The organism is Herbidospora galbida (assembly GCF_005233835.1).
GTDB lineage: Bacteria > Actinomycetota > Actinomycetes > Streptosporangiales > Streptosporangiaceae > Herbidospora > Herbidospora galbida.
Genome location: NZ_SZQA01000002.1, coordinates 124,807 through 147,339 on the forward strand (window position 1 = coordinate 124,807; position 22,533 = coordinate 147,339).

26 protein-coding genes and 1 tRNA gene are annotated in these 22,533 nt (G+C 66.2%); 19 read left to right on the plus strand and 8 right to left on the minus strand.

The genetic code is table 11. The annotated features are described in order from the left end of the window. Window positions 1-127 precede the first annotated feature (127 nt). Window positions 128-1,273 (minus strand): alcohol dehydrogenase catalytic domain-containing protein, encoded by a 1,146-nt coding sequence (locus FDA94_RS03460; protein WP_137245574.1) that lies wholly within the window; start codon window positions 1,271-1,273, stop codon window positions 128-130. A 57-nt stretch (window positions 1,274-1,330) separates the two neighbouring features. Beyond that, the gene (locus FDA94_RS03465) at window positions 1,331-2,194 is read right to left on the minus strand and encodes an SDR family oxidoreductase (RefSeq protein WP_137245575.1); all 864 of its coding nucleotides are present in this window, start codon (window positions 2,192-2,194) and stop codon (window positions 1,331-1,333) included. Window positions 2,195-2,286: 92 nt separating this feature from the next. Here FDA94_RS03465 and FDA94_RS03470 point away from each other — a divergent pair, with 92 nt between their 5' ends. From FDA94_RS03470 to FDA94_RS03495, 6 genes are all read left to right on the plus strand, one after another. Then, window positions 2,287-2,730 carry a hemerythrin domain-containing protein gene (locus FDA94_RS03470; protein ID WP_137245576.1) on the plus strand — a complete coding sequence of 148 codons (444 nt, stop codon included), beginning with the start codon at window positions 2,287-2,289 and terminating at the stop codon, window positions 2,728-2,730. 65 nt (window positions 2,731-2,795) lie between these two features. Next, window positions 2,796-3,194, plus strand: coding sequence for a ChaB family protein (locus FDA94_RS03475; protein ID WP_137245577.1), 399 nt, complete (start codon window positions 2,796-2,798; stop codon window positions 3,192-3,194). A 150-nt stretch (window positions 3,195-3,344) separates the two neighbouring features. Beyond that, window positions 3,345-3,728, plus strand: a complete 384-nt coding sequence (locus FDA94_RS03480; RefSeq protein ID WP_137245578.1) for a VOC family protein — start codon at window positions 3,345-3,347, stop codon at window positions 3,726-3,728. Window positions 3,729-3,909: 181 nt separating this feature from the next. Next, entirely contained in the window at window positions 3,910-4,206 is a 297-nt protein-coding gene (locus FDA94_RS03485) for a hypothetical protein (RefSeq protein WP_137245579.1), read from the plus strand. Between the two features lie 303 nt (window positions 4,207-4,509). Further along, window positions 4,510-4,788: a hypothetical protein gene (locus FDA94_RS03490; protein WP_137245580.1), complete on the plus strand. Its 279-nt coding sequence runs from the start codon at window positions 4,510-4,512 to the stop codon at window positions 4,786-4,788. Between the two features lie 459 nt (window positions 4,789-5,247). Further along, window positions 5,248-5,628: a hypothetical protein gene (locus FDA94_RS03495; protein ID WP_137245581.1), complete on the plus strand. Its 381-nt coding sequence runs from the start codon at window positions 5,248-5,250 to the stop codon at window positions 5,626-5,628. Window positions 5,629-5,781: 153 nt separating this feature from the next. Here FDA94_RS03495 and FDA94_RS03500 read toward each other — a convergent pair whose 3' ends face one another. After that, window positions 5,782-6,096, minus strand: coding sequence for a hypothetical protein (locus FDA94_RS03500; RefSeq protein ID WP_137245582.1), 315 nt, complete (start codon window positions 6,094-6,096; stop codon window positions 5,782-5,784). Between the two features lie 671 nt (window positions 6,097-6,767). Here FDA94_RS03500 and FDA94_RS03505 point away from each other — a divergent pair. The 4 genes from FDA94_RS03505 to FDA94_RS03520 all read left to right on the plus strand — a co-directional run bounded on the left by FDA94_RS03505 (window position 6,768) and on the right by FDA94_RS03520 (window position 8,792). Beyond that, window positions 6,768-7,166: a SigE family RNA polymerase sigma factor gene (locus FDA94_RS03505; RefSeq protein WP_137245583.1), complete on the plus strand. Its 399-nt coding sequence runs from the start codon at window positions 6,768-6,770 to the stop codon at window positions 7,164-7,166. Between the two features lie 64 nt (window positions 7,167-7,230). Next, window positions 7,231-7,527, plus strand: a complete 297-nt coding sequence (locus FDA94_RS03510; protein WP_137245584.1) for a transposase — start codon at window positions 7,231-7,233, stop codon at window positions 7,525-7,527. 99 nt (window positions 7,528-7,626) lie between these two features. Next, a complete protein-coding gene (locus FDA94_RS03515; protein ID WP_137245584.1) occupies window positions 7,627-7,923 on the plus strand; it encodes a transposase in 297 nt (98 codons plus the stop codon). After that, window positions 7,920-8,792, plus strand: coding sequence for an IS3 family transposase (locus tag FDA94_RS03520; RefSeq protein ID WP_137245585.1), 873 nt, complete (start codon window positions 7,920-7,922; stop codon window positions 8,790-8,792). The genes FDA94_RS03515 and FDA94_RS03520 overlap by 4 nt, the downstream gene beginning before the upstream one ends. A 427-nt stretch (window positions 8,793-9,219) precedes the next feature. Here the strand turns inward: FDA94_RS03520 and FDA94_RS03525 are convergent, their stop codons facing one another. Then, entirely contained in the window at window positions 9,220-9,717 is a 498-nt protein-coding gene (locus FDA94_RS03525; protein WP_137245586.1) for an SRPBCC family protein, read from the minus strand. A 492-nt stretch (window positions 9,718-10,209) separates the two neighbouring features. Between FDA94_RS03525 and FDA94_RS03530 the strand changes: the two genes are divergently transcribed. From FDA94_RS03530 to FDA94_RS03540, 3 genes are all read left to right on the plus strand, one after another. Further along, entirely contained in the window at window positions 10,210-11,082 is an 873-nt protein-coding gene (locus FDA94_RS03530; RefSeq protein WP_137245587.1) for a YwqG family protein, read from the plus strand. Window positions 11,083-11,398: 316 nt separating this feature from the next. After that, complete coding sequence (locus FDA94_RS03535) at window positions 11,399-11,788, plus strand: hypothetical protein (protein WP_137245588.1); 390 nt, start codon at window positions 11,399-11,401, stop codon at window positions 11,786-11,788. A 667-nt stretch (window positions 11,789-12,455) separates the two neighbouring features. Then, window positions 12,456-12,857 carry a hypothetical protein gene (locus FDA94_RS03540; RefSeq protein ID WP_137245589.1) on the plus strand — a complete coding sequence of 134 codons (402 nt, stop codon included), beginning with the start codon at window positions 12,456-12,458 and terminating at the stop codon, window positions 12,855-12,857. A 113-nt stretch (window positions 12,858-12,970) separates the two neighbouring features. On the opposite strand, the gene FDA94_RS03545 is transcribed toward FDA94_RS03540, so the two are convergent. Both FDA94_RS03545 and FDA94_RS03560 read right to left on the minus strand, forming a co-directional pair. After that, on the minus strand, window positions 12,971-13,543 hold the full coding sequence (locus FDA94_RS03545; protein ID WP_137245590.1) for a hypothetical protein: 573 nt from the start codon (window positions 13,541-13,543) through the stop codon (window positions 12,971-12,973). 1,471 nt (window positions 13,544-15,014) lie between these two features. Then, a tRNA-Gly gene (locus FDA94_RS03560) sits at window positions 15,015-15,085 on the minus strand. 67 nt (window positions 15,086-15,152) lie between these two features. Here FDA94_RS03560 and dcd point away from each other — a divergent pair. The 3 genes from dcd to FDA94_RS03575 all read left to right on the plus strand — a co-directional run bounded on the left by dcd (window position 15,153) and on the right by FDA94_RS03575 (window position 17,480). Next, window positions 15,153-15,728 (plus strand): dCTP deaminase, encoded by a 576-nt coding sequence (dcd, locus tag FDA94_RS03565; protein WP_137245592.1) that lies wholly within the window; start codon window positions 15,153-15,155, stop codon window positions 15,726-15,728. A gap of 135 nt (window positions 15,729-15,863) precedes the next feature. Then, window positions 15,864-16,481, plus strand: a complete 618-nt coding sequence (locus FDA94_RS03570; RefSeq protein WP_030451631.1) for a DUF47 domain-containing protein — start codon at window positions 15,864-15,866, stop codon at window positions 16,479-16,481. Next, window positions 16,482-17,480, plus strand: a complete 999-nt coding sequence (locus tag FDA94_RS03575; RefSeq protein WP_137245593.1) for an inorganic phosphate transporter — start codon at window positions 16,482-16,484, stop codon at window positions 17,478-17,480. It abuts the gene before it with no gap. A 207-nt stretch (window positions 17,481-17,687) separates the two neighbouring features. Here the strand turns inward: FDA94_RS03575 and mshD are convergent, their stop codons facing one another. After that, complete coding sequence (mshD, locus tag FDA94_RS03580) at window positions 17,688-18,596, minus strand: mycothiol synthase (RefSeq protein ID WP_137245594.1); 909 nt, start codon at window positions 18,594-18,596, stop codon at window positions 17,688-17,690. Between the two features lie 110 nt (window positions 18,597-18,706). On the opposite strand from mshD, the gene FDA94_RS40990 reads away from it, so the two are divergent. Further along, the gene (locus FDA94_RS40990; RefSeq protein ID WP_137245595.1) at window positions 18,707-20,446 is read left to right on the plus strand and encodes a bifunctional metallophosphatase/5'-nucleotidase; all 1,740 of its coding nucleotides are present in this window, start codon (window positions 18,707-18,709) and stop codon (window positions 20,444-20,446) included. Window positions 20,447-20,563: 117 nt separating this feature from the next. Here the strand turns inward: FDA94_RS40990 and FDA94_RS03590 are convergent, their stop codons facing one another. Beyond that, entirely contained in the window at window positions 20,564-21,277 is a 714-nt protein-coding gene (locus tag FDA94_RS03590) for a winged helix-turn-helix transcriptional regulator (protein WP_137245596.1), read from the minus strand. 269 nt (window positions 21,278-21,546) lie between these two features. Here FDA94_RS03590 and FDA94_RS03595 point away from each other — a divergent pair, with 269 nt between their 5' ends. Together FDA94_RS03595 and FDA94_RS03600 are read left to right on the plus strand one after the other, a co-directional pair. Then, the gene (locus FDA94_RS03595; protein WP_062345258.1) at window positions 21,547-21,795 is read left to right on the plus strand and encodes a MoaD/ThiS family protein; all 249 of its coding nucleotides are present in this window, start codon (window positions 21,547-21,549) and stop codon (window positions 21,793-21,795) included. Window positions 21,796-21,830: 35 nt separating this feature from the next. Then, the gene (locus FDA94_RS03600) at window positions 21,831-22,520 is read left to right on the plus strand and encodes an LmeA family phospholipid-binding protein (protein WP_137245597.1); all 690 of its coding nucleotides are present in this window, start codon (window positions 21,831-21,833) and stop codon (window positions 22,518-22,520) included. The last annotated feature ends 13 nt before the right edge of the window (window positions 22,521-22,533 follow it).

The following is a 22,533-nucleotide window of genomic DNA, read 5'->3' on the forward strand; positions in this document are numbered from 1 at the left end:
ATGATCTGGAGCGGGACGCCGATCCGACGGCGTTGTGGGCGTCGCGGCCGATCAGCAGCTTCTCGCCCGGACCGGCCGCCGCCCATGATGGCCGTCTTCACCGACAAGGAGCTGCCGCTTCCCCCGATCAGCCCAATTCGATGGCGACCTTGGTCCAGCCGGGCTCACGCCGGTCGAAGGCCTGGTACGCCTCCAGCACGCCGGGCATCGTCTCCTGCCGGGTGAGGATGGTGGTCGGATCGGCGGCACCGGCCGCGATCTTGCTGAGCAGGCCGGGCGCGTAGCGGCGGTGGTGGCAGTTGCCCATCTTGATCGTGAGATTGCGGTTCATGGCCGTACCCAGCGGAAACCTGTCGAAGCCCTGCGGGTAGACGCCGACGATGCCGATCGTCCCGGCCTTGTCGACCATCTCGACGGCCCAGCGCAACGCCTGGTCGGGCGCCTCCCTGGGCTGCCACAGCTCGTGCTCGGACCGCTCACGTTCACCGGCGGGCGGTTCGGCGTCGATGCCCACTGCGTCGATCACCCGGTCGGCGCCCACGCCGCCGGTCAGGTCCTTGACCGCCGCGACCGGGTCTTCGGCGTTGAAGTCGACGGTCTCGGCGTTCTGGAGCCGGGCGGTCTCCAGGCGGTCGGCGTTGCCGTCCACGATGATGACGCGGCCTGCTCCCTGCATGCGCGCCGACAGGGCGGCGAGCTGACCGACCGGGCCCGCGCCCAGGACGACGACCACGTCCCCGGGGCCGACCTCGGCCAGGCGGGCACCGAACCAGGCGGTCGGGAAGATGTCGCTGACCGTGATGGCCTGCTCGTCGCCGACCCCCGGCGGGATGGCGACCAGACCGGTGTGGGCGTAGGGGACGCGGGCGTACTCGGCCTGGAGCCCGTCGAAGGGACCGGTCGCCTCGGGACCGCCGAAGAACGCGGTCCCGGCCGCCGGGCCGTTGGGGTTGGCGACGTCACACTGGGCGTGGTAGCCCGCGCGGCAGTAGACGCAGCGTCCGCAGCTGATCGTGGAACAGACGAGCACGCGGTCGCCGGGGTTGAAGTTGCGGACCTTCGAGCCGGTCGCCTCGACGACCCCGACCGCCTCGTGACCCAGGATCGTGCCGGGCCGCATGCCCGGCATGGTGCCGCGCACCATGTGCAGGTCGGTGCCGCAGATGGCGCTGGTCGTGATGCGGATGACCGCGTCCTCGGGATCCTGGATCTCCGGGTCGGGGACCTGGTCCAGCGAGATCTTTCCGGTGTCGTGCCAGACGACTGCCTTCATGGTTCTCCTCCTTCATCGCGGTAGGCGTCCGGGCCGCCGCCGGACGCGGTTCCGTCATCAGCCGGGGAGGGTCTCGCCGCCGATCGGGGCCAGGACCTCGCCCGTGTAGTAGGACGAGAGGCGCCCGGAGGCGAAGAAGACGTAGGAGGGCGCGATCTCGTCGGGGTCGGCGGCCCGTTTCATCGGGGTCTGCTTGCCGAACTCGTCCACCTTCTCGGGCGGGAACGTGGCCGGGATGAGCGGCGTCCAGACCGGCCCCGGCGCGACCGCGTTGACGCGGATGCCCTTGTCGACGAGGTTCTGCGCCATCGCCTGGGTGAAGGCGTTGATCGCGCCCTTGGTCGCCGAGTAGTCGATCAGGGTCTTGTTTCCGCGCAGCCCGTTGATCGAGGAGGTGTTGACGATCGCCGCCCCGTCGCCCATGTGCCGCAGGGCGGCCTTGGTCACCCGGAAGTAGCTGTGGATGTTGACCGCGAAGGTGTGCTGCCACTGCTCGTCGTCCAGTTCGTCGAGCGAGTCGACCGGCTGCTGGTAGGCGACGTTGTTGACCAGCACGTCGAGACCGCCCAGCTCGCCCACGGTCTGCTCGACCACGTGGACGCACTGGTCGGCCCGGCTCAGGTCGCCCGGCAGCAGCAGGCAGCGCCGCCCCTCCTGCTCGACCAGTTTGCGGGTGTGCTCGGCGTCCTCGCTCTCGGACAGGTAGGCGATCGCGACGTCGGCGCCTTCTTTGGCGAAGGCCACCGCGACGGCCCTGCCGATCCCCGAGTCGCCGCCGGTGATCAGGGCACGCTTGCCCTTGAGCAGGTCACGGCCCTGGTAGTCGCGCATCTCGTCCCGCGGCTCCGGAGTCATCTCCCCGCTGGTGCCCGGGTAGGTCTGGGTCTGGCCAGGTGGAGTCTGGTTGCGTTCCTCAGGCATCTTCTTCCCGTGCCCGTGACGTCGATCGCCTAACAGCTCCGTCAGTGGGTAGTGATGGGGCCGTTTTGGAGCGAGCGCGAGAGAGACCCATCATGAACGCACGCGAGACCGACGTCGTGGCCTTACTTACCGGACAGCACGAGGAGATCATCGCCCTCTTCCCTCAGGCCGCGGAGAGCGAGCAGGCCTTTCGCCGACTGGCGCGCCTGCTCACCGCGCACGAGGCGGCGGAGCAGGAGGTCGTCCACCCCCACGTCCGGCGCCAAGGCGGCGGCCGGGACTCGATGATCGACGACCGGCTGCGCGAAGAGCACGAGATCAAGCGGCAACTGTCGGCCCTGGACGAGATGGGCACCGGCCATCCCGACTTCCCGGCGCAGCTGGAGTCGTTGCGCATCGAGGTCCTGGCCCACGCCCGGGCCGAGGAACGCTATGAGTTCTCCTGCCTGGCGACGCTGGAAGAGCAGGCCCGGACATCGATGATCATCGCCCTGACGGCTACCACCAGTCGAGCAGCCGTCGGCGAGAACGCGTGACATCGCCGCCGATCCGGGCACCGAATCTCGTATCGAGCCGAACACGACAGAGGAGAGTGACGATCATGCCGGCCCGCCAGGAGCTCCCGGACACCCTGAAGCGCTCCCCCAAGAAGGCCCAGCGGACGTGGATCAAAGCACACGACGCCGCTGTCGAGCAGTACGGCGAAGGCGAGCGGGCCCACCGCACCGCGAACTCCGCCCTCAAGCACTCCTTCGAGAAGGTCGGCGACCACTGGGAGCCCAAGGCCGAGAAGGGCCCCTCGGACGCCCAGGCGGCGAAGAGCACCCCCAAGCCCGGCAAGACCGCGGAAGGCGTCGACGCCAACGCCTCCAAACAGCACCTCTATGACATCGCGAAGCGTCTCGACGTACCGGGAAGATCGTCCATGAGCAAGAAGGAGCTGGTGGAGGCGATCAAGAAGGCGAATAGGCGGGCGTCCGCCAAAGCCCGTTCCCAATGACACGCCGGCGAGTGTGCTACCGCGACCAGGCCGGGCGGTCATCGTCTGATCATGGGTGGCCGCGTTCGTCGTTGAGGTAGCCGGGGCCAAGGATACGGACCATCCGGACGCCCGGTGTCACGATCGGCGGGCGGGGTAGCACCGCGGATCGTGACGAGCCGATTCGCGCAGTGGACGCTTGACGTGATCGACAGCCGGAAAATGGCGGCCTTCTGGTCTCAGACACTGGGCTACGAGATCGAGCACGACGGCCCCAGCCCCCACTTGTGGCCGCCCCGGGACGCGCCGCCCGGTTCTCTGACGGTCTGGCTTCAGGAGACGGGCGAGCCCAAGCGCGGCAAGAACCGTAACCACCCCGACCTGTACGTACCGGCTGGTGGAGAGGTGGACGCCGAGGTGGAGCGGTTGATCGGGCTGGGGGCCCGCCGGGTCGACGTCGGGCAGAAGGGGGATGAGGGGTTCGTCGTGCTGGCCGACCCTGAAGGCAACGAGTTCTGCCTGCTTCACCGGAGGCATCCCCAGGGATCCGAGTAGAGGCCTTTCGTCCTTATCGGTGTCAGCTCACCAGCGGCTCCGCCTGGGCCTATGGGCAACCACCCGGGTCATAGGTGATGGGGCGCCGGGGATTCGCGGATCTTGCGCTGTTCTGAACAGTTCAATGCAGGTCAGCGGGCATGCTGTTTGTCTGGTGTGACACTCGCTTATGTTTGCGCGTATGGACAGACATTCTGGACGTGACGCGGTGAAGATGAGCCCGGCAATCGGCAAGTCGAAGTACGTCACGCCGGCTCTCGCCACGGTCCCTCTTCTGCTTGCCAATTGGTTCATCGTCGCCTCCATCCTGGGGCGCGGCTGCGTCCTGCCGTACGAGGGCGGCAACATCACCGAATGCGGTGGCGGCCTTTCGGAGGAGATGATGTCCGCCGCATCGGGACTGATCGCGCTGGTATTGCTCGTTATCCAGCTGGGGCTGATCGTTCTGGTACGCCGGCGTCGCCCGTCCGCCCAGTGAGGTAACAGAGGCGCCCTACTGAAGTCTCGCTGGCCCACGTAGACGCATCCGGTCCATGCCCGCCGGTATTGAACCCCGGATAAGGAGCCAAAAGGGAGCGAGGCGACGCCCCGCCAGAACCGCGAGGGCGGCGCCCTTTCTGAAGCGCGCCGCGTTCGGCGGAGGCGCTGGCGTTACCGGCTTCCGTGGAGTCGGCCTGGCAGGCTGGTCCCGCTGGAAATCCTGCTCACCAGGCCGGAACTCGGGAGTCCTCGAAGCGGGAGACGCGCTGTCCATCCAGGCGTTATAGGGCATGATCGCCGCGTGCGGAGGGATAGTGATGCGCTGGTCCGGACACTGGCCGAGCTGATTGTGGACCTGACCTGGTTCTTGGAATCGTGTGATGACACGGTCGTCAATCCGGATGATGCTGTGAAGCAGTTGGAGTGGATAAGTCATAAGCTCGGCGCGTTGCCGACTGAGGACCGGCTCAGACTGATCACCATCATCCGAGAGAGGGCGCAGTCCGAGACCGAGCCCGAGTTCCGTGCGTTCCTGGTGACCTTCGCGGCGACCAGCGGACTGATTGACGAAGATGGCTGAGCTCGGGGTGCCGATTTCGCCACGCATTTTAAAATAACCACACGGAGATCAAATAGCCCTACCAGACCCAGATCTTCGTCTCCGCGGCACTGGCACGCTGATGTCAATATGATCAAGCCACGGCCTGCGGCTCTACCACTCCTTGCCCTCGGCCAGGCGTTTGCTCTTCATCGTGCTGACGGAGTCGCCGATGGCTCGCAGGACAGCACGCGCATGGTCGGGCTCGACACCCATCCGAGGATGGAGATGAGAGCGTCATCTGGACTGAGATCCACGGTGATCACGTCAGCGGTCTCGCGCGCACCGCGCACATCCCTGATCGTCCCGTCTGCCTCCGACATCGTTGCGGCTGTCAGGCCGTGGGCAGCAGGCGCTACGGAAACCTGTAGGGATCACGTCGAAGACGAGCCGGGCTGCACTGCTCTTCCCGAATTGGAGGCCAGGAACAGAGTGGACTGCATGATCGAGATCGACGGTCCCTTCTACCGTGTGAGCGAGTCCGGTTTCGAGATGCTGATCCCTCGGTGGGAAGGGTATGAACCTGAGACCGCCGAGGAGGCCGATGCGACGATCGTGTTTCCCGACGGCTCCCGGCGATATGCGACTTTCATGACCTTGGACGTAGTAAGACGGATCATGGACAAGGACGTGCGCACGGGTGAGTCTCTCGGCGGCCGGTACTTCTGGTGCTCAGACTTGATCATCATCAGGGATGTCGGGTTCGAAAGCATGGCGGCGGTGATCCGGGACCTGATCTCCTCGGGAGACATCGAAGGAGCCTGTGGTCTCCTCGACCCTCTTGACGGGGACGACGAGGAGATCGAAATCAGGAGGAGCTGAGGCGAACTTCGGCACCGTTGGAGCGGGTGCCGGGAATCGAATCCGCGCTGTCAGCTTGAGAAGTGTAGGGAACATATCTCGTGGCATCGCTGACCTGCGCTGGAAGCCAGTGATGAAGAGAATGATCTTGACTTGTTGTGGTGAACATCGAGATCAGAGGCTTCCCGTTGATCGCCAGGGTAATGCCTTCGCATCGGAATAGAGCCGCGATATCTCGTCCAGAACTTCCTGCATGGTCGTCTCCACGTCCCACCACGTGCTGTCCAGGGCGCGAATCGTGAGATCCACAGTCGACCCATCCGCATCGTGAGCAGTCAACTCACCGTCAATGAGCTGAGCATCGTCTCCGAACATTGCGACAAGCTGCTGAGTACTCATGAGGAAGCTTTCTGCAGTTTCGGTGATCTCCCGGTAGCGGGGGCTGAACAGTTCGTCTATCTCCAACCGCCACCGGTATCCCTCGACCATCGGACCCAGAGATGTAAGGAGACCTGCGAGGGTGACGAGGCCCTCCTCGCGCCAACATCGGAAGGTCAAACCGCTTTCCGCCACTTGATGGCCGCCTCTCGAACATGTGTGGACGTTGCCACACGGCCAAGGCTGCCTCCGCCGCTGCGACTCTGACTGCGCAAGGTCCTCAAGGTTATGGGCCTGGCGGTGTGGACGAACACTGATTACCAGGGCTGGCGGGGTCTACGCCTTAAGTTTTGTCGGCGACTGAATAACCGCTGCTCGCGGGGGCGCCACCAGACATGACCTCGTCGGCCCACAGCGATTGGGCGGCCGAAGTCGATTGGCCGGGGACTAGGCGAAGCCGTAAAGAAAAGAAAGTCTTGACGAGCGAAGCGAACAGCGGAGCGGGGGAGCGTGAGGGGGCGAAGCTCCCTGACAGCGGGGGTCTGGGGGTCGTCCCGCAGAGTAACCAAAGAGCGGGTGACGGGGATCGAACCCGCGCTGTCAGCTTGGGAATCCACAAGTGATCTACCCTCTGCGAGCTGGGAACAAGGGGTGCGGTTCCCCCCCATCTCCCCGGCAGGGGTCTGAGGCGGAGCGGAGCCCATCTCGGTTCTGGACACCTGTCATCCGAATGCGCCTCCCAGACGGTAATCATCGCCGGAGACAACGATCGGAGATGGTGGATGGACGACGGGTTCGCCGAGTATGTGGCGCACCGGCACTTACGGCTGTGCCGGATGGCCTATCTCCTCACCCGGGATTGGGGCACGGCCGAGGATTTGGTGCAAACCGCGCTGTCGAAGGCATGGCTCGCCTGGCGGCGGGTCGAGGGCAATCCCGACCCCTACGTCTATCGGATTATCGTGAACACCCATGCCTCGTGGTGGCGCAGGCGCTGGCGCGGTGAGGTGCCGGCCGCGCACATACCTGAGGCCGCCGATCCACGCGACGCGTCCGCCGAGGTAGCCGATCAGGCCGCACTGTGGAGCGCGATCGGCGCACTTTCCCCGCGCCAACGTGCGGTGATCGTTCTGCACTACTTCGAGGGACGGACGCTCACCCAGGTCGCGGACTGGGCTTGATCCGGTTTGACGGACACCTGAGATCAGGGGTTCGTCCCCGGAAAGGGTGTCCATCATGGAGACCATGGGCAAGAAGAGACGTCCACGACGGTCGTTCACCCCGGAGTTCAAAGCCGAGATCGTCGAGCTGTGCCGGCGGGGTGAGCGTTCGGTTGGGCAGGTGGCCAGGGACTTCGATCTGACCGAGACCGCGGTGCGGGACTGGGTCCGCCAGGCCGAGATCGACACCGGGCAGCGCGATGGGCTGACCAGCGCCGAGCGGGAGGAACTGGCCGCCCTGCGGCGGGAGAACCGCCGGTTGCGCGAGGACGTCGACGTCCTCAAGCGGGCCACGGCTTTCTTCGTGCGGGAGACCCGGTGAACGTGGACCCGTTCATCGAGGCGGAGTGGGCTTGATCCGGTTTGACGGACACCTGAGATCAGGGGTTCGTCCCCGGAAAGGGTGTCCATCATGGAGACCATGGGCAAGAAGAGACGTCCACGACGGTCGTTCACCCCGGAGTTCAAAGCCGAGATCGTCGAGCTGTGCCGGCGGGGTGAGCGTTCGGTTGGGCAGGTGGCCAGGGACTTCGATCTGACCGAGACCGCGGTGCGGGACTGGGTCCGCCAGGCCGAGATCGACACCGGGCAGCGCGATGGGCTGACCAGCGCCGAGCGGGAGGAACTGGCCGCCCTGCGGCGGGAGAACCGCCGGTTGCGCGAGGACGTCGACGTCCTCAAGCGGGCCACGGCTTTCTTCGTGCGGGAGACCCGGTGAACGTGGACCCGTTCATCGAGGCGGAGAAGCAAAACGGTCACAACGTCAAACGGGCGTGTGAGCTGCTGGAGGTCTCCCGAACCGCCTTCTACGCGCGTCGCGCCGCCGTTCCTGGGCCTCGTGCCGTCCGCGATGGGGAACTGAGTGAGCGGATCGGCGGTGTGCACCGCGAGTCGCGGGGAACCTACGGCGCGCCACGTATCCACGCCGCTCTGCGGGAGGAGGGTGAGCGGTGCGGGCGTCGGCGGGTGGCCCGGCTGATGCGCGGGCTGGGATTACAGGGCAGGCATCGGCGGCGCCGGCAGATCACCACGATCCCCGATCCGGCCGCCGCCGGGCGGCCCGATCTGATCGGCCGAACCTTCGAGCCCGACCCCGGCGGGCTGGACACGCGCTGGTGCGGCGACATCACGTATGTCAGAACCGATGAGGGCTGGTTGTATCTGGCGACCGTCATCGATATCGCCTCCCGCCGCGTGGTCGGGTGGGCGACCGCCGACCATCTGCGCACCAAACTGGTCACCGACGCCCTGCGGCAGGCCTGGCGCAACCGCCGCCCCACCCAGCCGGTGATCTTCCATTCCGACCGTGGCTGTCAATACACCAGCGCCGCCTACGCCCGCCTGGCCGAGCGGCTCGACGTCCGGCTGTCGGTCGGCCGCACAGGCCAATGCTGGGACAACGCCCTGGCCGAGTCGTTCTTCGCCACGATCAAGGGCGAACTGCTGGACGAGCGCCGCTGGCCCACGCGAGCCGCCGCCCGCAGCGCGATCTTCGAGTTCATCGAGAGCTGGTACAACCTGCATCGTCTGCACAGCAGCCTCGGCTACGTTAGCCCCGCTGCCTACGAAGAAGCTCGCGCGGCCTGACCACCACAACAACGGTGTCCGTCAAAGCGGAACAAGCTCAGAGATCGATTGTGGACTCCGAACACCACCCCTATGACCTATGACTCAGCCCCGGGCCGGTTCCCCGAGGTGACTTCAAACGTCTCATGTCTGGGCGGAATCAAGTCTGGCCATCCGCAGAGGTGAAGGAAGCGTTCAAGCCCATCGGATGGTGGAGCGGTTGCCCATCTCCACCGCCACCGATCCGTTTGACGGACTTCACCGGCCCCCTGCTATGGGTGAACCCCATGTGGTGTGGCGGCGGATCGGAACCCACTCAGTATTCACGCCCCCACCCGGCCCGTAGCGTTGCCGCATATGCGCGGAGGGAGTTGACCCGCACGTGGTCGGGGGACACCGATGTTCACATTGGTACCGGGCAACACAGCCATTGGGGTGGCTTCGGCGTTCACCGCGCGATGCACAGTTCGGCGAGGCGTTCCAGAGTGCTCGCCATCTGCGTCTGCCACCATGCGCGCCCACTGTCCACTTCCGCGCGTTTGTCCTCCGGTATGCGAGAGCCGTCGAAGATCTCGGTCACGGCCGTCGCCCCAGCCCCGTCAGGTCGCAGGTCGAAGATCCACCGGTGACCCCATGCGGTCCCGGGCTCGGTGGCGTCCGGGTGCCCTCGACCGGGTCTCGGCTCCCAGCCGATGCGGCGGTCCCGCTCGAACTCGACGACGTGGTTGTTCATTTCGTAGTCGCCATAGCGCTCGTAGTGCATCCGCATCACGAAGACATCCCCGACGCCCGAGACCGCGGCGTCGCGGACGCAGCCTCGCAGCATCCCCGATCCGTCGAGGTCCGGGTGCCGTTGGGGGTCGGTCAGGATCCGGAAGATGTCCTCCGCCGGGACCTTGATGCGCCGGGACACCACCACCACGGCCTCGCCTGTCGTGCTCGTCATCCGCGCGCCTCCGTCAATCGCAGAGCATGAGCCTGACTCCGGGCTGAACGCTACACCGGGGGTATGACAACGCCTGAACACGTACGAGCCCCAACCGGCATGAAGCCGCAGGGGAACACCAGAGCCTCCATCAGAACCGGATCGCTTCACTCCATGACCTGCGGCACACGGGTATCACCCTTGTCGCCGCCTAAGCATCTCGCCCCGAAGTTGATGATGCGGATGGGCTGAACGCGCTCCTCCAAGCGGATGAGGAGGGTGGTGCTCTCGCGCCAACCATGTGGCGATCTGAGCTGAGAGCGATCAGGGCCCATGTTCGAGATCATGTCCCGGACCTGGGCCTTTAGCATGAGAGCGGGTGACGGGAATCGAACCCGCGCTGTCCGCTTGGGAATCGCATGGATCACAGTCCCAGACAGGGCGTTCCGTGCTGTCGGACCTCTGATCTACGGTGTGCCATCACGACTGTCCTTGGTGATGGGAGTGATGAGCATGGGGCTGACGACGCCCTCGGCGCCGTTCGATATAGCGGCTGTCTTTCCTGAGCTGGCAGGCCAAAGCAGGACCACCGTTCGGCTGCACCCGCGCCGAGGTGAGCCGGCCATCACGGACAGTTCTATCGGCGGCCCGCTGTTGTGGCCTGCTGATGAACCCTGGCCCATCTGCCCGGAGCCCCTGACTCATCATCCGTCGGAGGGGTGGGATCCGCTTCCGCTGGTTCCGGTCCTTCAGCTCTTCGCCTGCGATGTTCCGGAAGTGCCCTTCCCCGAGGGCGCCGACGCTCTCCAGGTGTTGTGGTGCCCGCTCGATCATGAACCCTACTTTCAGCCTCACACGACTGCGCGCTGGCGGAAGGCGGAAGCGGCCGGGAGCGTCCTCATTGAGGCCCCTACACCAGATCCCGACAGCGACGAGTCTTATCTCCCTATGGCTTGTGTGCTGTCGCCGGAGCGTGTGGAGGAGTATCCGGCGGGCTGGGGTCTTCCGGCTGAGCTCAGAAATCGGATCTGGGCCTGGGAGGATGAATTCCCGAATCCTGACAATTGGAGATACTTCTCGCACCTTTCGAGTGCCCCAGGCAGCAAGGTCGGAGGCTGGGTGCGCTGGATCCAGGATCCGGTGGAAATCGAATGCGGTGAAGGCCACATAATGGCGCATTTGTTGACGATTGCCAGCTGGGAATTTGACATTAAGAGTGGAAAGCGTTGGCCTCCCATCGAGGAGCGTTCTCTGCTCACTCCGCACGCCCCTCCCGAAATTCAAAATCCAACTGATCTCATGATTCAGGACGCTGGATCACTCTATCTGTTCGTCTGTCAGGAGTGCCCTGAACGCCCGGTCGACTCTTACAGCCAGGGGTCATGAGGTTAAGGCCCGAACCCGCTGGGTGGACGTCGTGAAGGGGGTAGTCACGTCCGGCCCCCATGTCCACGACCTCTGTCACACGGGCGACGTGGCTCGCTGCCGAGTCCTCCGGCCCTGGGCCTCGGAGACCTCGTGACGAGGATGGGCCACGATGACGTCAGAGCTTGTTCCGAGTGCGACGGTGGACGAGATGATCTCCCCGCACGACGGTCATCCCGCAGCCTGAGGACCCCGTCGGAGGCAAGTTGGGACCCGCGCAGTGTATGTGGTCGGAATTAACGCCGAAGAACAGTCCGCGATTCTTAGGCCTCTTCTCGTGATCAGTTCCATAGAAGTGAAAGAAGCGCTAAGCCGGTTCGGAGTGGTCGAATGGTATCGCATCTCCATCGGCACCGATCCGCGGGACGGACTTCACCGGCCGCCGTTGATCGTGTGGCGCTACTCCTCGCCGGCCGACCATGTCCGGGAGTTGATTCACGGCGCCGTCTCGGGCCTGCTGAGCTCTGTCGACTGGGATGTCGACACGTCTGGAAAGAACTGGACGATACTGCCGTCGAGACTGCGCCAGGAGTACGCCCGCCACGCAGGAAATCCGTATACCGGAGTATTGGGCGATCTGAAGCGTTCGGATCAGCTATTTTGCGAGAAGGCGAACGCCGACATGGTGCTGTTCCTGTGCAGACTTAACGACACTGCGGCTTTCTGACACCTGCAGACACAAGCAAATCCGGGAAGAACCTCCTCAGGCATGGCCTTGTCGGCCGCAGTAGTCGGGTCGCCGGAGTTGGTCGTGTGGCCGGCGAGGCGAAGCCGTAACGGAAGAAAGCTTGAACGAGCGAAGCGAGCAGCAGTCCGAGCGAAGCGAGGCCTGTCCAGGGAGCGCGAGGGGCGGAGCCCTTCGCCAGGAGCGCAGCGACCCGGAGCGAGAGCGACGCCGGGACGCGACAGCGGCCAGGGGGAGCGCGAGGGGGCGCAAGCCCTCTCGCATCGGGGGTCTGGGGGTCGCCCCCGGAAACGAAAAGAGCCCCGCGAAGGTGGTCCGAAGGCCACCGAGCAGGGCTCGCCGAGAGCGGGTGACGGGAATCGAACCCGCGCTGTCAGCTTGGGAATCGCATGGATCATGCGACGTAGGGGCGGTGACCTGCGACTGGGGGCGGTCGTAGGTGACCGTGGTTGCCCCCTCGTTACCCCGGTTAATGGCACGCTAATGGCACGACGATCACAGTTCTGAGCAGAGCGTTCCGTGCTGTCGGACCTCTGCCCTACGGTGTGCCATCACGACGTTCTCCCTGATGATCGGAGAGATGAGCATAGGGCTGACGACGCCCTCGGCACCGGGGTGGCGGCTGTCGAGGGCGCGGATGTCCTCCCGCGTGAACACCTTCTCCTCCTTGCTGCCTGGATCGCCGCACGCCGAACCCCTGGACGCCATGGCCGACCCTGCGATCAGGCTCCACGCGGGCTGGTACAAATACGTCATGAACGATCTCGCCGGCTATCCTCCACGGCCGAACGTGCGGCCGGTTCGGCGGGTCTACAGCCGGACGTACCGTGTGTGGGCCCACGTGCTCCTGTGGACGCCGATCGCGATCACGGTGATCGGTGTCATCCTCGGCTTGGGGCTGTTCGCAGCCGCTGATGCCGACCCGACGCACAGTTCGTCCGCGCTCGGCTATTTCGGCCTCGTCGTGTGGGGCGGCCTCGCGGTCCTGTCGCCGGTCCTGCTCGGGTCGTTCATTGCCGGGCTGGTCATGCTGATCCGCGCGCGCAGCTGAGGCCGAGGCTTGCTGCCTGGACGATGTCAGGGCACGCCGACGGTCACCGTCTCGGCGGAATACCGAGCCTGTACCTCACCGGCTCGAAGAGCCGATCGATGAAGGCGGGCAGGTCATCCTGCCCTGAGGTCCGGCCGTGGTCGGCCGTTGTGACGCAGCCGGAGCCGACGCCGGGGGTGCGAGCGCAGCACCGGGTGGAGGTTCCAGCCCTGCTCCGAGGCGATGCGCAGGGCGTAACCGGCCCCGGCGCCCCGGAAGTAGTGTGCGCCGAGTTCCAGGTCGCGGTGGTACTCGCGACGGTACTGGGAGGTCTCCACGCGTCGGGTCTGCTTCTCGATGCGCCGGTCCACGCGCGCTTGGTAGTACGCCGTGTCGCCCTCCCGCACCAGCGCCACCGGGGTCACGCACCAGAGCGGGACGAACGGTATTCGGCCCAATGTGGCGTCCAGCATTCGTATCGCGCCGTTCTCGGCACGCGGTGCCATGTCGACGATCAGCTGGACCACCGGCGCTACGCAGTGTAAGCAGATCGCGAGGACGACCCACACCACCCACCACAGCGGCAGAAACACCAAGGTCAGAGGGAGAAGCAGCAGCCAGCGCAGTGCCCCCGGGCGGACGGGAAGCGGCCCCCAGGTCAGGTTGTCGGAGTCATGCACGGACAGTGTTTCCTCTCGGCTCGCCATCGCTCGACGGTGCGCCCGTGAGCCTACGCCGAAGGCCGATCGACCCGCACGAAGCGGCGGGCCACGCCGGCCCCGGCATCAGCGAGGGTCCGGCCGGTGTCTCTCACCATGACCGAGCACCGAGATCGGAGAGGTCGAGGAACAAGGATCGGTATGGCGGTGACGGTCCCGACCATGTCTCGTTTACTGATCAGTCGTTAGACCGGTTGTTACGACGTTCTTGGACCGGCTGGTTCCTGGTGAACTGCGGGACTTATTCCAGCGGGTGGTCCCCCCGTCGCACTCGGCACCAGGGAGGCGGCCGGCGGCGAGCGGATGGCTGCCTGATTCTGGCGGCGATCGTGTTCGTGGTGCCTCCGGCTCCACCTGGCGGCAGCTCCCGCCGGTGTTCGGGGCCTCCGGGCAGACCGTGCACCCCCGCTTCGCCGAGTGGAGCGGCGGGTGGGTGTGGGCCGAGCTGTACCGGATCTTGCTGGACGAGGTCGGCTCGCGCGGGGAGTTGACTGGGCGCTGAGTGCGATCGACTCGGTCAGCCTGCACGCCATGAAAGGGCGGAGCCTCGTGGCGGGGGGAGCCGCCTTCTCCGTCATCCCTGACGGCACCTTGGTGCTCGACAGTGAGGGACTGGCCAAGGCGGTCCTGCGTGATCGTGCTGTCATGGCATGGCTCGCCCTCGCTCGCGCCGACGACCTCCGCGTGATCACCTCTGCCGCCACCCTTGTTGAGGTAGTGCGCCCCCGTGTCAACCGGCCGGCCTTGGAGTGGATACTGTCGCGCCTTGTCGTGGAACCGGTCACCGAACTGATCGCCCGCCACTCCGCCAGACTTCTGTCTGACGCAGGCCTGCACGGACATAAGTACGCCATTGATGCCATGCTCTGTGCCACTGCTCTCGCTGCCCCTGGCCCCGTGACGGTTCTCACTTCCGACCCGGGCGACTTGGCCGCTCTGTGGCGGACGCGTCATCGTCATGAAGGTCTAGAAGGTCCGCGACGAGCGCGGCCCAGAACAATCCCCTGTGAGTGACCGGCCTCGTTCAGGAACGCTGCGGCGCTGGTCGGACTCGTGATCCCTGCCAGTCTGATACGGCCTGGTGGTGTGGACGAACGGTCACTGGTACCGCTGGCAATCCGGCCGGAGATCAAAGTCGGGTCGGCCGGTCTACCCCTTTCGCCCTGTCGGCGACTACGTGACAGCTGCTCGCCGAGTCGCCAAGAGGTATGAGCAGATCCGACCGGATTCTTCATAGTTACGACCAGTCAGCCGGAGTTAGCGGGTTGCAGGCTAGGCGAAGCCGTAACAGAAGAATGTTCTAACGAGCGAAGCGAGCAGCATCCCGAGCGAAGCGAGGCCTTGCCAGGGAGCGCGAGGGGACGGAGTCCCTTCGCATCGGGGGTCTGGGGGTCGCCCCCCCAGAAATACGAAAGTCCCGCGAAGGTGGTCCGAAGGCCACCGAGCAGGGCTCGCCGAGAGCGGGTGACGGGAATCGAACCCGCGCTGTCAGCTTGGGAAGCTGATGTTCTGCCATTGAACTACACCCGCGAGGTGCTCCGCCTACTCTACATGATCCACGCCAAGCCCACGTCCCCATTCCCACTACCCTGTCGTCGTGCTGCTTTCAGATCGCGACATCAAAGCCGAGGTGGACAGGGGCAGAGTCCGGCTCACCCCCTACGACCCCGACATGATCCAACCGTCCAGCATCGACGTCCGGCTCGACCGGATGTTCCGGGTCTTCGAGAACCACCGCTACCCGCACATCGACCCGTCCTGCGAGCAGCCCGACCTGACGAGGCTCGTCGAGCCGGACAAGGACGAACCGTTCATCCTCCACCCGGGGGAGTTCGTCCTGGCCAGCACCTACGAGGTCATCAAGCTCCCCGACGACATCGCCAGCCGCCTGGAGGGCAAGTCGAGCCTGGGCAGGCTGGGGCTTCTCACCCACTCGACGGCCGGCTTCATCGACCCCGGTTTCGAGGGCCACGTCACTCTGGAGCTCAGCAACGTCGCCACGCTCCCCATCAAGCTGTGGCCCGGCATGAAGATCGGTCAGCTCTGTCTGTTCCGGCTGAGCAGCCCCGCCGAGCACCCGTACGGCTCGGCCGCGTACGGTTCGAGGTACCAGGGGCAGCGTGGGCCCACGCCGTCGCGGTCTTTCCTCAACTTCCACCGCACCAAGATCTAAAAAACGAGCAAAGCACCTTATGTGTCAGGGGAAGACCGTTGGGCAACCATTAGGTGACATCTGCCTTAAGTTCACGTTCTGCCTGGTTGCCTCTACTCTTCTCTGCGGACAGTCCCCGCACATCTGGAGATCCACGTGCGTCTGCGTCTCACGCCCCGTGAGGACAGTTACTACGACTTGTTCGCCGACTCGGCGAACAACCTCGTCACAGCGTCACGGCTGCTGGTCGAGATCATCAGTGACGGTTCCGACCGTGAGGCTCTCGCTGAGAAGATGCGCGCGTGTGAGCACGCGGGCGACGAGCGTACTCACGCCATCCTGAACCGGTTGAACGAGAGCTTCATCACACCGTTCGACCGGGAAGACATCTACAAGCTCGCCTCCAACCTCGATGACGTCATGGACTTCATGGAGGCGGCGGCCGATCTGATCGTGCTCTACCAGATCGACCACCTGCCGAAGGAAGTCGTGCGGCAGGTCGAGGTGCTCGAACGCGCGGCCGAGCTGACCGCCGAGGCGATGCCGCGGCTGCGGTCGCTCAACAACATGAACGAGTACTGGATCGAGATCAACCGTCTCGAGAACCAGGCCGACCAGGTCTACCGGCGGTTGCTGGCCAAGCTGTTCTCCGGCGAGTACGACGCCCTGACCGTCCTCAAGATGAAAGAGGTCATCGACCAGCTCGAGTCCGCCGCTGACGCGTTCGAGCATGTCGCCAACACGGTCGAGTCGATTGCGGTCAAGGAAAGTTAAGTGGAGCTTGCGCTCGTCATCAGTGTGGTCGTCATCGCACTGGTGTTTGACTACACGAACGGCTTCCATGACGCCGCGAACGCGATCGCGACCTCGGTCTCGACGCGCGCGCTGACGCCCAGGGCCGCCCTGCTGATGGCCGCCGTCATGAACTTCATCGGCGCCCACCTGGGGGAGCAGGTCGCCAAGACGGTCGGCAGCGGCATCATCGAGCCGCCCGAAGGCACTCACGGTCTGGTCATCGTGGGGGCCGGGCTGGTCGGCGCGATCACGTGGAACCTGATCACGTGGTACTTCGGTCTGCCCTCGTCATCGTCCCACGCGCTCATCGGCGGGCTCGTGGGGGCGGCGCTGGCGGCCAGCACGACCGTCCACTGGGACGGGGTGCTGGAGAAGGTCGTGGTGCCGATGATCCTGTCGCCGCTCGTGGGGTTCTCCCTCGCGGGTGGCATCATGATCGCCATTTTGTGGATCTTCCGCAAATCGAACCCGCACACCACCGGCCGCGGTTTCCGCTACGCCCAGACGGTGTCGGCCGCCGCCATGGCCCTCGGCCACGGGCTGCAGGACGCGCAGAAGACCATGGGCGTGATCTTCCTCGCGCTGGTCGTCGGCGGCTACAACCAGCCCGGCGACAGCATCCCGCAGTGGGTCATCCTGGCCGCCGCGGCGGCGATCTCCCTGGGCACCTACGCGGGCGGCTGGCGCATCATGCGGACCCTCGGCCGGCGCATCATCGCCCTCAACCCACCCCAGGGCTTCGCCGCGGAGAGCGCCGCCGCGACGGTCCTCTACGTGGCGGCGATCGGCTTCCAGGCCCCGATCTCCACCACCCACACCATCACCAGCGCGATCATGGGCGTCGGCGCGACCAAGCGCCTGTCGGCCGTCCGCTGGGGCGTCGCGGGCAACATCGTCACCGCCTGGGTCCTCACGATCCCGGCGGCGGGCATCGTCGCGGCGATCACCTACTGGATCGCCCACGCGATCATCGAGTAACCCTCTGCCGAAAGAACAGGCGCGCGATCCCACGATCACGCGCCTGTTTCCTTTTCTGCTCCGTTACGGCTCCGCCCACCCCGGCACCGCCCGCCGCCCAACGGTGCTCCCCGGCATCCGGCGCCAGGCCCGCGCTCCCGGCACCGCGCCGTCACGAGCAACTGAGACGCCACGAAAAGCCTCAGGGCCACGCCTCACCAGGTCGGCTCACCGGGACGGCGCGTACATCACGTCGACGTCCCACCGGCTGAAGCCCAGGCCCTCGTACAGCCGGATCGCGGCCCGGTTCTCCTCGTCCACGTAGAGCATCACCTGCGACAGCCCCAGCGACCGCAGGTGCGCGAGCCCCGTCAGGGTCAGCGCCTTCCCCAGGCCCGAACCCTGCTCCGCGGGGTCGACGCCGACGACGTACACCTCGCCGATGGGCTCGTGCCCGTGGCCGCCGTCGCCGTGGACCTTCGTCCAGTGGAAGCCCGTCATGGTCCCGTCGCGGAAGGCCAGGAAGAAGCCCGCGGGGTCGAACCAGGGCTCCCGTTCCCGGCGCCGCACGTCGTCGACGGTCCAGGCACCCTGCTCGGGGTGGTGGGCGAACGCGCGGGCGTTGAGCGCGACCCACTCCTTCTCGTCGCGTCCGGTCTCGAACGTGGTGATCCGCACGCCCTCCGGCACCCGCGCGGCCGGGAACGGCGCGAACAGGCTGCGCCGCATCTGCCACAGCGAGCGCACCCGCTCGAACCCGGACGAGGAGGCCAGCCGCCCGGCCCCGGGGTGGTCGCCGTGGGCCCACAGGCGCAGCCGTCCGCCGGTCTCTATGAGGATCGCGTCGAGGAGCATCCGGCCGTATCCCCGGCGGCGGGCGGCGGGGTCGATCACGAGTTCGCCGCTGGGCCCTTCGACCTCGTCGGTCGGGTCCACATGAGCAAATCCTGACAAAACGCCCGATTCATACAAAAGTGCCGTCTTGGCTCCCGGGTCGCCTCCGTACCGCAGATGGAGCATGACGTGCTCGTTCAGCGGGCGGACGCCGTCGGCGTCGGTCGCGGCCTGGACGAGCCGCCTGACCTCGGCAACCGTGTCGTCATCGAGTCGTTCCCTGATCTCCACGTGCGCGTTCATGGAAGGCACTCTACGTACCCCCGACTGGCAAATCCCGCCAGGTGTCACCGAGGGGAATCGTTACCTTTGCGCCATTGGACGGCCAGGTGGTCACTCTAGGCTCATTTACCATGACCCCTGCATCCCTCAAGAGACTCGCCGTGGCCACGGTCGCCACGGCGGGTGTCATCGCTCTCGCCATCGGCCCCGCCGGGGCCAGCGCGAGCGGCTCGGAGAAGAAGAAAGACGACGAGCTGATCCCGGTCCGGATCCTCTCGATCAACGACCTTCACGGCAACCTGGAGCCCCCGACGGGGTCCAGCGGCCGGATCGCCGACGAGAGCGGCACCATCGTCGACGGCGCCGGCGGCGCGGCCTACCTGGCCACCTACGTCAAGCAGCAGCGCAACCGCGACACCGTCCTGGTCGCGGCCGGCGACCTGATCGGCGCCTCCCCGCTGCTGTCGGCCGCCTTCCACGACGAGCCCACGGTCGCGTTCCTCGACTCGCTGGAGCTGGCCACCTCCAGCGCCGGCAACCACGAGTTCGACGAGGGCTACGCCGAGCTCAAGCGCGTCATGGAGGGCAAGTGCCACCCGGTCGACGGGTGCTCACCCGCCGGCAAGTGGAAGGGCACCGACTTCGAGTTCATCGTGGCCAACGTGATCGACACGAAGAAGGACAAGCCGGCCCTCGCGCCCTACTATGTGGAACGCATCAACGGCGAGAAGGTCGCCTTCATCGGCCTGGTCACCAAGACCACCCCGTCGATCGTGACCGCCTCCGGCATCGCCGGCCTCGAGTTCACCGACGAGGTCGCCGCCGCCAACGAGACCTCCGAGTACCTCCGCGACGTCAAGGGCATCAAGGCCCAGGTCGTCCTGGTGCACGAGGGTGACCAGGTCACCCCGAACCAGAGCCCCGACGCCTGCCCGATCACCAAGGGCGCCGGCTCGCGCATCGCCGAGGGCATCGACCCCGAGATCGACATCGTCATCAGCGGCCACTCGCACCAGGCCTACATCTGCAAGGCCACCGACCCGGCCGGCCAGCAGCGCGTCTACACGCAGGGCTCGTCGTTCGGCCGCGTGCTGACCCAGATCGACTTCACGATCGACAAGGGCACCGGCGACATCGTCCGCTCGTCGGTCGTCGCCGACAACACCGTCGTGCGCCGCACCGTCACGCCCGACCCGGCCACCGTGTCGTTCATCAACGACTGGAAGGCCCGCGTCGCGACCGTCGCCAACAAGAAGGTCGGCGACATCACCGCCGACATCACCAACGTCGCGGTCCCGTCGGGCGAGTCCCCGCTGGGCAACCTGATCGCCGACTCGCAGCTGGAGGCCGCCAAGACCGGCGGCAACGCCCAGATCGCCCTGATGAACCCGGGCGGCATCCGCACCACCCTCACCTACGCCAGCTCGCCGGCCGGCGAGGGCCCCGGCGTGACCACCTACGGCGAGATCTTCGCGGTCCAGCCGTTCAACAACCTCGTGCAGGTCGTCACGCTGACCGGCGCCCAGCTCAAGCTGGTGCTGGAGCAGCAGTGGGTGGGCGGCCCGAACAACCAGGCCTTCACCAAGATCCTGCAGCCGTCGTCGAACCTCACCTACTCCTACAGCAACAGCGCGGCGTGGGGCTCGAAGGTGTCCGACATCAAGATCGACGGTGTGCCGGTGACCCCGACCCAGTCGATCCGCGTCGCGGCCAACAACTTCCTCGTCGGCGGCGGTGACGCCTTCGCGGCCTTCACCCAGGGCGCCGACCTGTGGAGCGGCCCGCTCGACATCGACGCGTTCGAGGACTATCTGACCGCCAACTCCCCGGTGGCCCCCCCGGTCCCCAACCACATCACTGTGCTGCCGTAAAGCGAGACGCGGCCGGCCGGAGGCCGGTCGTGGCTCGTGTGCTTGGAATCTGCCCAAAGACACAGCAGGAAGCCCCCGGTCAACGGAGACCGGGGGCTTTCCCATGCATGGAGGGACCTAGCGGCGGGCGGTCTCCAGTTCCTGGGCCATCTCGTTGCCGCGGTCGGGCACGAAGCGGTAGCCGACGTTGCGGACCGTGCCGATCAGCGCCTCGTACTCGGCGCCCAGCTTGGCGCGCAGCCGCCGCACGTGGACGTCGACCGTCCGGGTGCCGCCGAAGTAGTCGTAGCCCCAGACCTCCTGGAGGAGCTGGGCCCGGGTGAACACCCGGCCCGGGTGCTGGGCCAGGTACTTGAGCAGCTCGAACTCCTTGAAGGTGAGGTCGAGCGCCCGGCCGCGCAGGCGGGCCGTGTAGGTCGCCTCGTCGATCGCCAGATCGCCGCTGCGGATCTCGTCGGGCACCTCTTCGGCGGCGGCCAGCGACAGCTTGCCGATCGCCATGCGCAGGCGCGCCTCGACCTCGGCCGGGCCTGCGGTGTCGAGGATCACGTCGTCCGCACCCCACTCGGCGGTCATCGCCGCGAGGCCGCCCTCGGTCACGATGACCAGGAGCGGGCAGTCGATCCCCGTGGTCCGCAGCAGCCGGCACAGGCTCTTGGCCTGCACGAGCTCACGCCGCGCGTCGACCATGATGGCGTCGGCGGGTGGGGCGTCGAGCAGCGCCGTCCCCTCGGCGGGTGCGACCCGGACCGAGTGAAGCAGCAGCCCGAGCGCCGGCAGGACTTCGGCGGATGGTTCCAGTGCGTTGGTCAGCAGAAGCAGATTGCTCATGAGGCCTCCTCGCCAAACGGGCGGGCGTGCCGGGAGAGCACCGCGCTGTGCACGATCACAGGCTCGCCTCCTTCGATCCGCGTCAACGGCAGGGCCGTAGAAACACGTAAGGACCCGGGGGCTACGTCGCCCAGGTCCCGTTGCTCGTAGATTAGCCCACAGCAACTTTGCGTCCAATGTGCGTCCACCGTGTGAACAGCACTTCACGTGGAGAATCACCGTATCCGAACGCTCACTGTGAGTGTAAGGATCTGGGGCTGGAGAGGCGTATGGCTACGGGAACGGTGCGCTTTTGGGCCGCGGCGAAGGAAGCGGCCGGAGTCGCCGAGGAGACTTTCGACGCGGAAACCCTTGGAGAGCTTGTTACCAAAATCACAAGGAACGACGCGCTGGCCAGGGTGCTTCCGCGCTGCTCGTTCCTGGTCGACGGGAATCCGGCCGGCACCCGTGATCCCCACACCGTGGAGCTGCCCGAAGGCGCCACGGTTGAGGTTTTGCCGCCGTTTGCCGGCGGATAGGCTGATCCGAAACCCCCCGGCCAACGGAGGATGCGGTGCGCAAGCTGGTGGTGGCGCTGCTCGTGCTCGTCGTGCTGGCCGTGGTGCTCGACCGCGTGGCCGTCGCCGGCGTGCAGCGGGAGATCGCCAAGCAGGTCCAGGCCAGTGCCGATCTCGACGCCCCGCCGACCGTGCAGGTCAGGGGCGTGCCGTTCCTGACCCAGGCGATCGGCGGGCGCTACGAGGAGATCGCCATCGACATCGGTGACATCCAGCGCGAGGGGATCCGGCTCAGCGACGTACAGGCGACCCTCTTCGGGGTCGAGGCGCCGCTGATGGACCTGATTCAGAACGCCACAGGCACCAAGATCGTCGCCGAGCGCGTCACCGGCACGGTGACCATCTCCGAGGAGACCCTCAACTCCCGCGCCCCGCGCGGCATCAAGATCGAGGGCGGCGGCGGCGACGGCACGGTCCGCGTCTCCGGCGAGGTGACCGCGATGGGCAACAAGGTGCCGGTGACCGCCGACATGAAGGTCGAGGTCAAAGACGGGGTGCTGCGGCTCACCCCGGCCAAGGTGACGATCGCGGGCGGGTTCACCGTGCCCAACGCCGAGCGCCTGGTCACCTTCACCGTGCCCGTGCAGGGCCTCCCGCTCGATCTGAAGATCACCGAGGTCCGGTCCGCCCCCGGGGGTGGCCTGGCCATCGACGCGACGGCGACCGATGTCCCTCTTTCGCGGTGAACCGAAGCGCCGC

Excerpts from the sequence above, each read along its gene's own strand:
- FDA94_RS03500 (WP_137245582.1), bottom strand. The coding sequence starts at position 6,096 with ATGGTCGAGGGATACCGGTGGCGGTTGGAGATAGACGAACTGTTCAGC.
- FDA94_RS03485 (WP_137245579.1), top strand. The coding sequence starts at position 3,910 with ATGGACAGACATTCTGGACGTGACGCGGTGAAGATGAGCCCGGCAATC.
- FDA94_RS03470 (WP_137245576.1), top strand. The coding sequence starts at position 2,287 with ATGAACGCACGCGAGACCGACGTCGTGGCCTTACTTACCGGACAGCAC.
- FDA94_RS03590 (WP_137245596.1), bottom strand. The coding sequence starts at position 21,277 with ATGAGCAATCTGCTTCTGCTGACCAACGCACTGGAACCATCCGCCGAA.
- FDA94_RS40990 (WP_137245595.1), top strand. The coding sequence starts at position 18,707 with ATGACCCCTGCATCCCTCAAGAGACTCGCCGTGGCCACGGTCGCCACG.
- FDA94_RS03525 (WP_137245586.1), bottom strand. The coding sequence starts at position 9,717 with ATGACGAGCACGACAGGCGAGGCCGTGGTGGTGGTGTCCCGGCGCATC.
- FDA94_RS03595 (WP_062345258.1), top strand. The coding sequence starts at position 21,547 with ATGGCTACGGGAACGGTGCGCTTTTGGGCCGCGGCGAAGGAAGCGGCC.
- FDA94_RS03460 (WP_137245574.1), bottom strand. The coding sequence starts at position 1,273 with ATGAAGGCAGTCGTCTGGCACGACACCGGAAAGATCTCGCTGGACCAG.
- FDA94_RS03465 (WP_137245575.1), bottom strand. The coding sequence starts at position 2,194 with ATGCCTGAGGAACGCAACCAGACTCCACCTGGCCAGACCCAGACCTAC.
- FDA94_RS03475 (WP_137245577.1), top strand. The coding sequence starts at position 2,796 with ATGCCGGCCCGCCAGGAGCTCCCGGACACCCTGAAGCGCTCCCCCAAG.
- FDA94_RS03530 (WP_137245587.1), top strand. The coding sequence starts at position 10,210 with ATGGGGCTGACGACGCCCTCGGCGCCGTTCGATATAGCGGCTGTCTTT.
- FDA94_RS03515 (WP_137245584.1), top strand. The coding sequence starts at position 7,627 with ATGGGCAAGAAGAGACGTCCACGACGGTCGTTCACCCCGGAGTTCAAA.
- mshD (WP_137245594.1), bottom strand. The coding sequence starts at position 18,596 with ATGAACGCGCACGTGGAGATCAGGGAACGACTCGATGACGACACGGTT.
- FDA94_RS03510 (WP_137245584.1), top strand. The coding sequence starts at position 7,231 with ATGGGCAAGAAGAGACGTCCACGACGGTCGTTCACCCCGGAGTTCAAA.
- FDA94_RS03495 (WP_137245581.1), top strand. The coding sequence starts at position 5,248 with ATGATCGAGATCGACGGTCCCTTCTACCGTGTGAGCGAGTCCGGTTTC.
- FDA94_RS03505 (WP_137245583.1), top strand. The coding sequence starts at position 6,768 with ATGGACGACGGGTTCGCCGAGTATGTGGCGCACCGGCACTTACGGCTG.
- FDA94_RS03545 (WP_137245590.1), bottom strand. The coding sequence starts at position 13,543 with ATGGCGAGCCGAGAGGAAACACTGTCCGTGCATGACTCCGACAACCTG.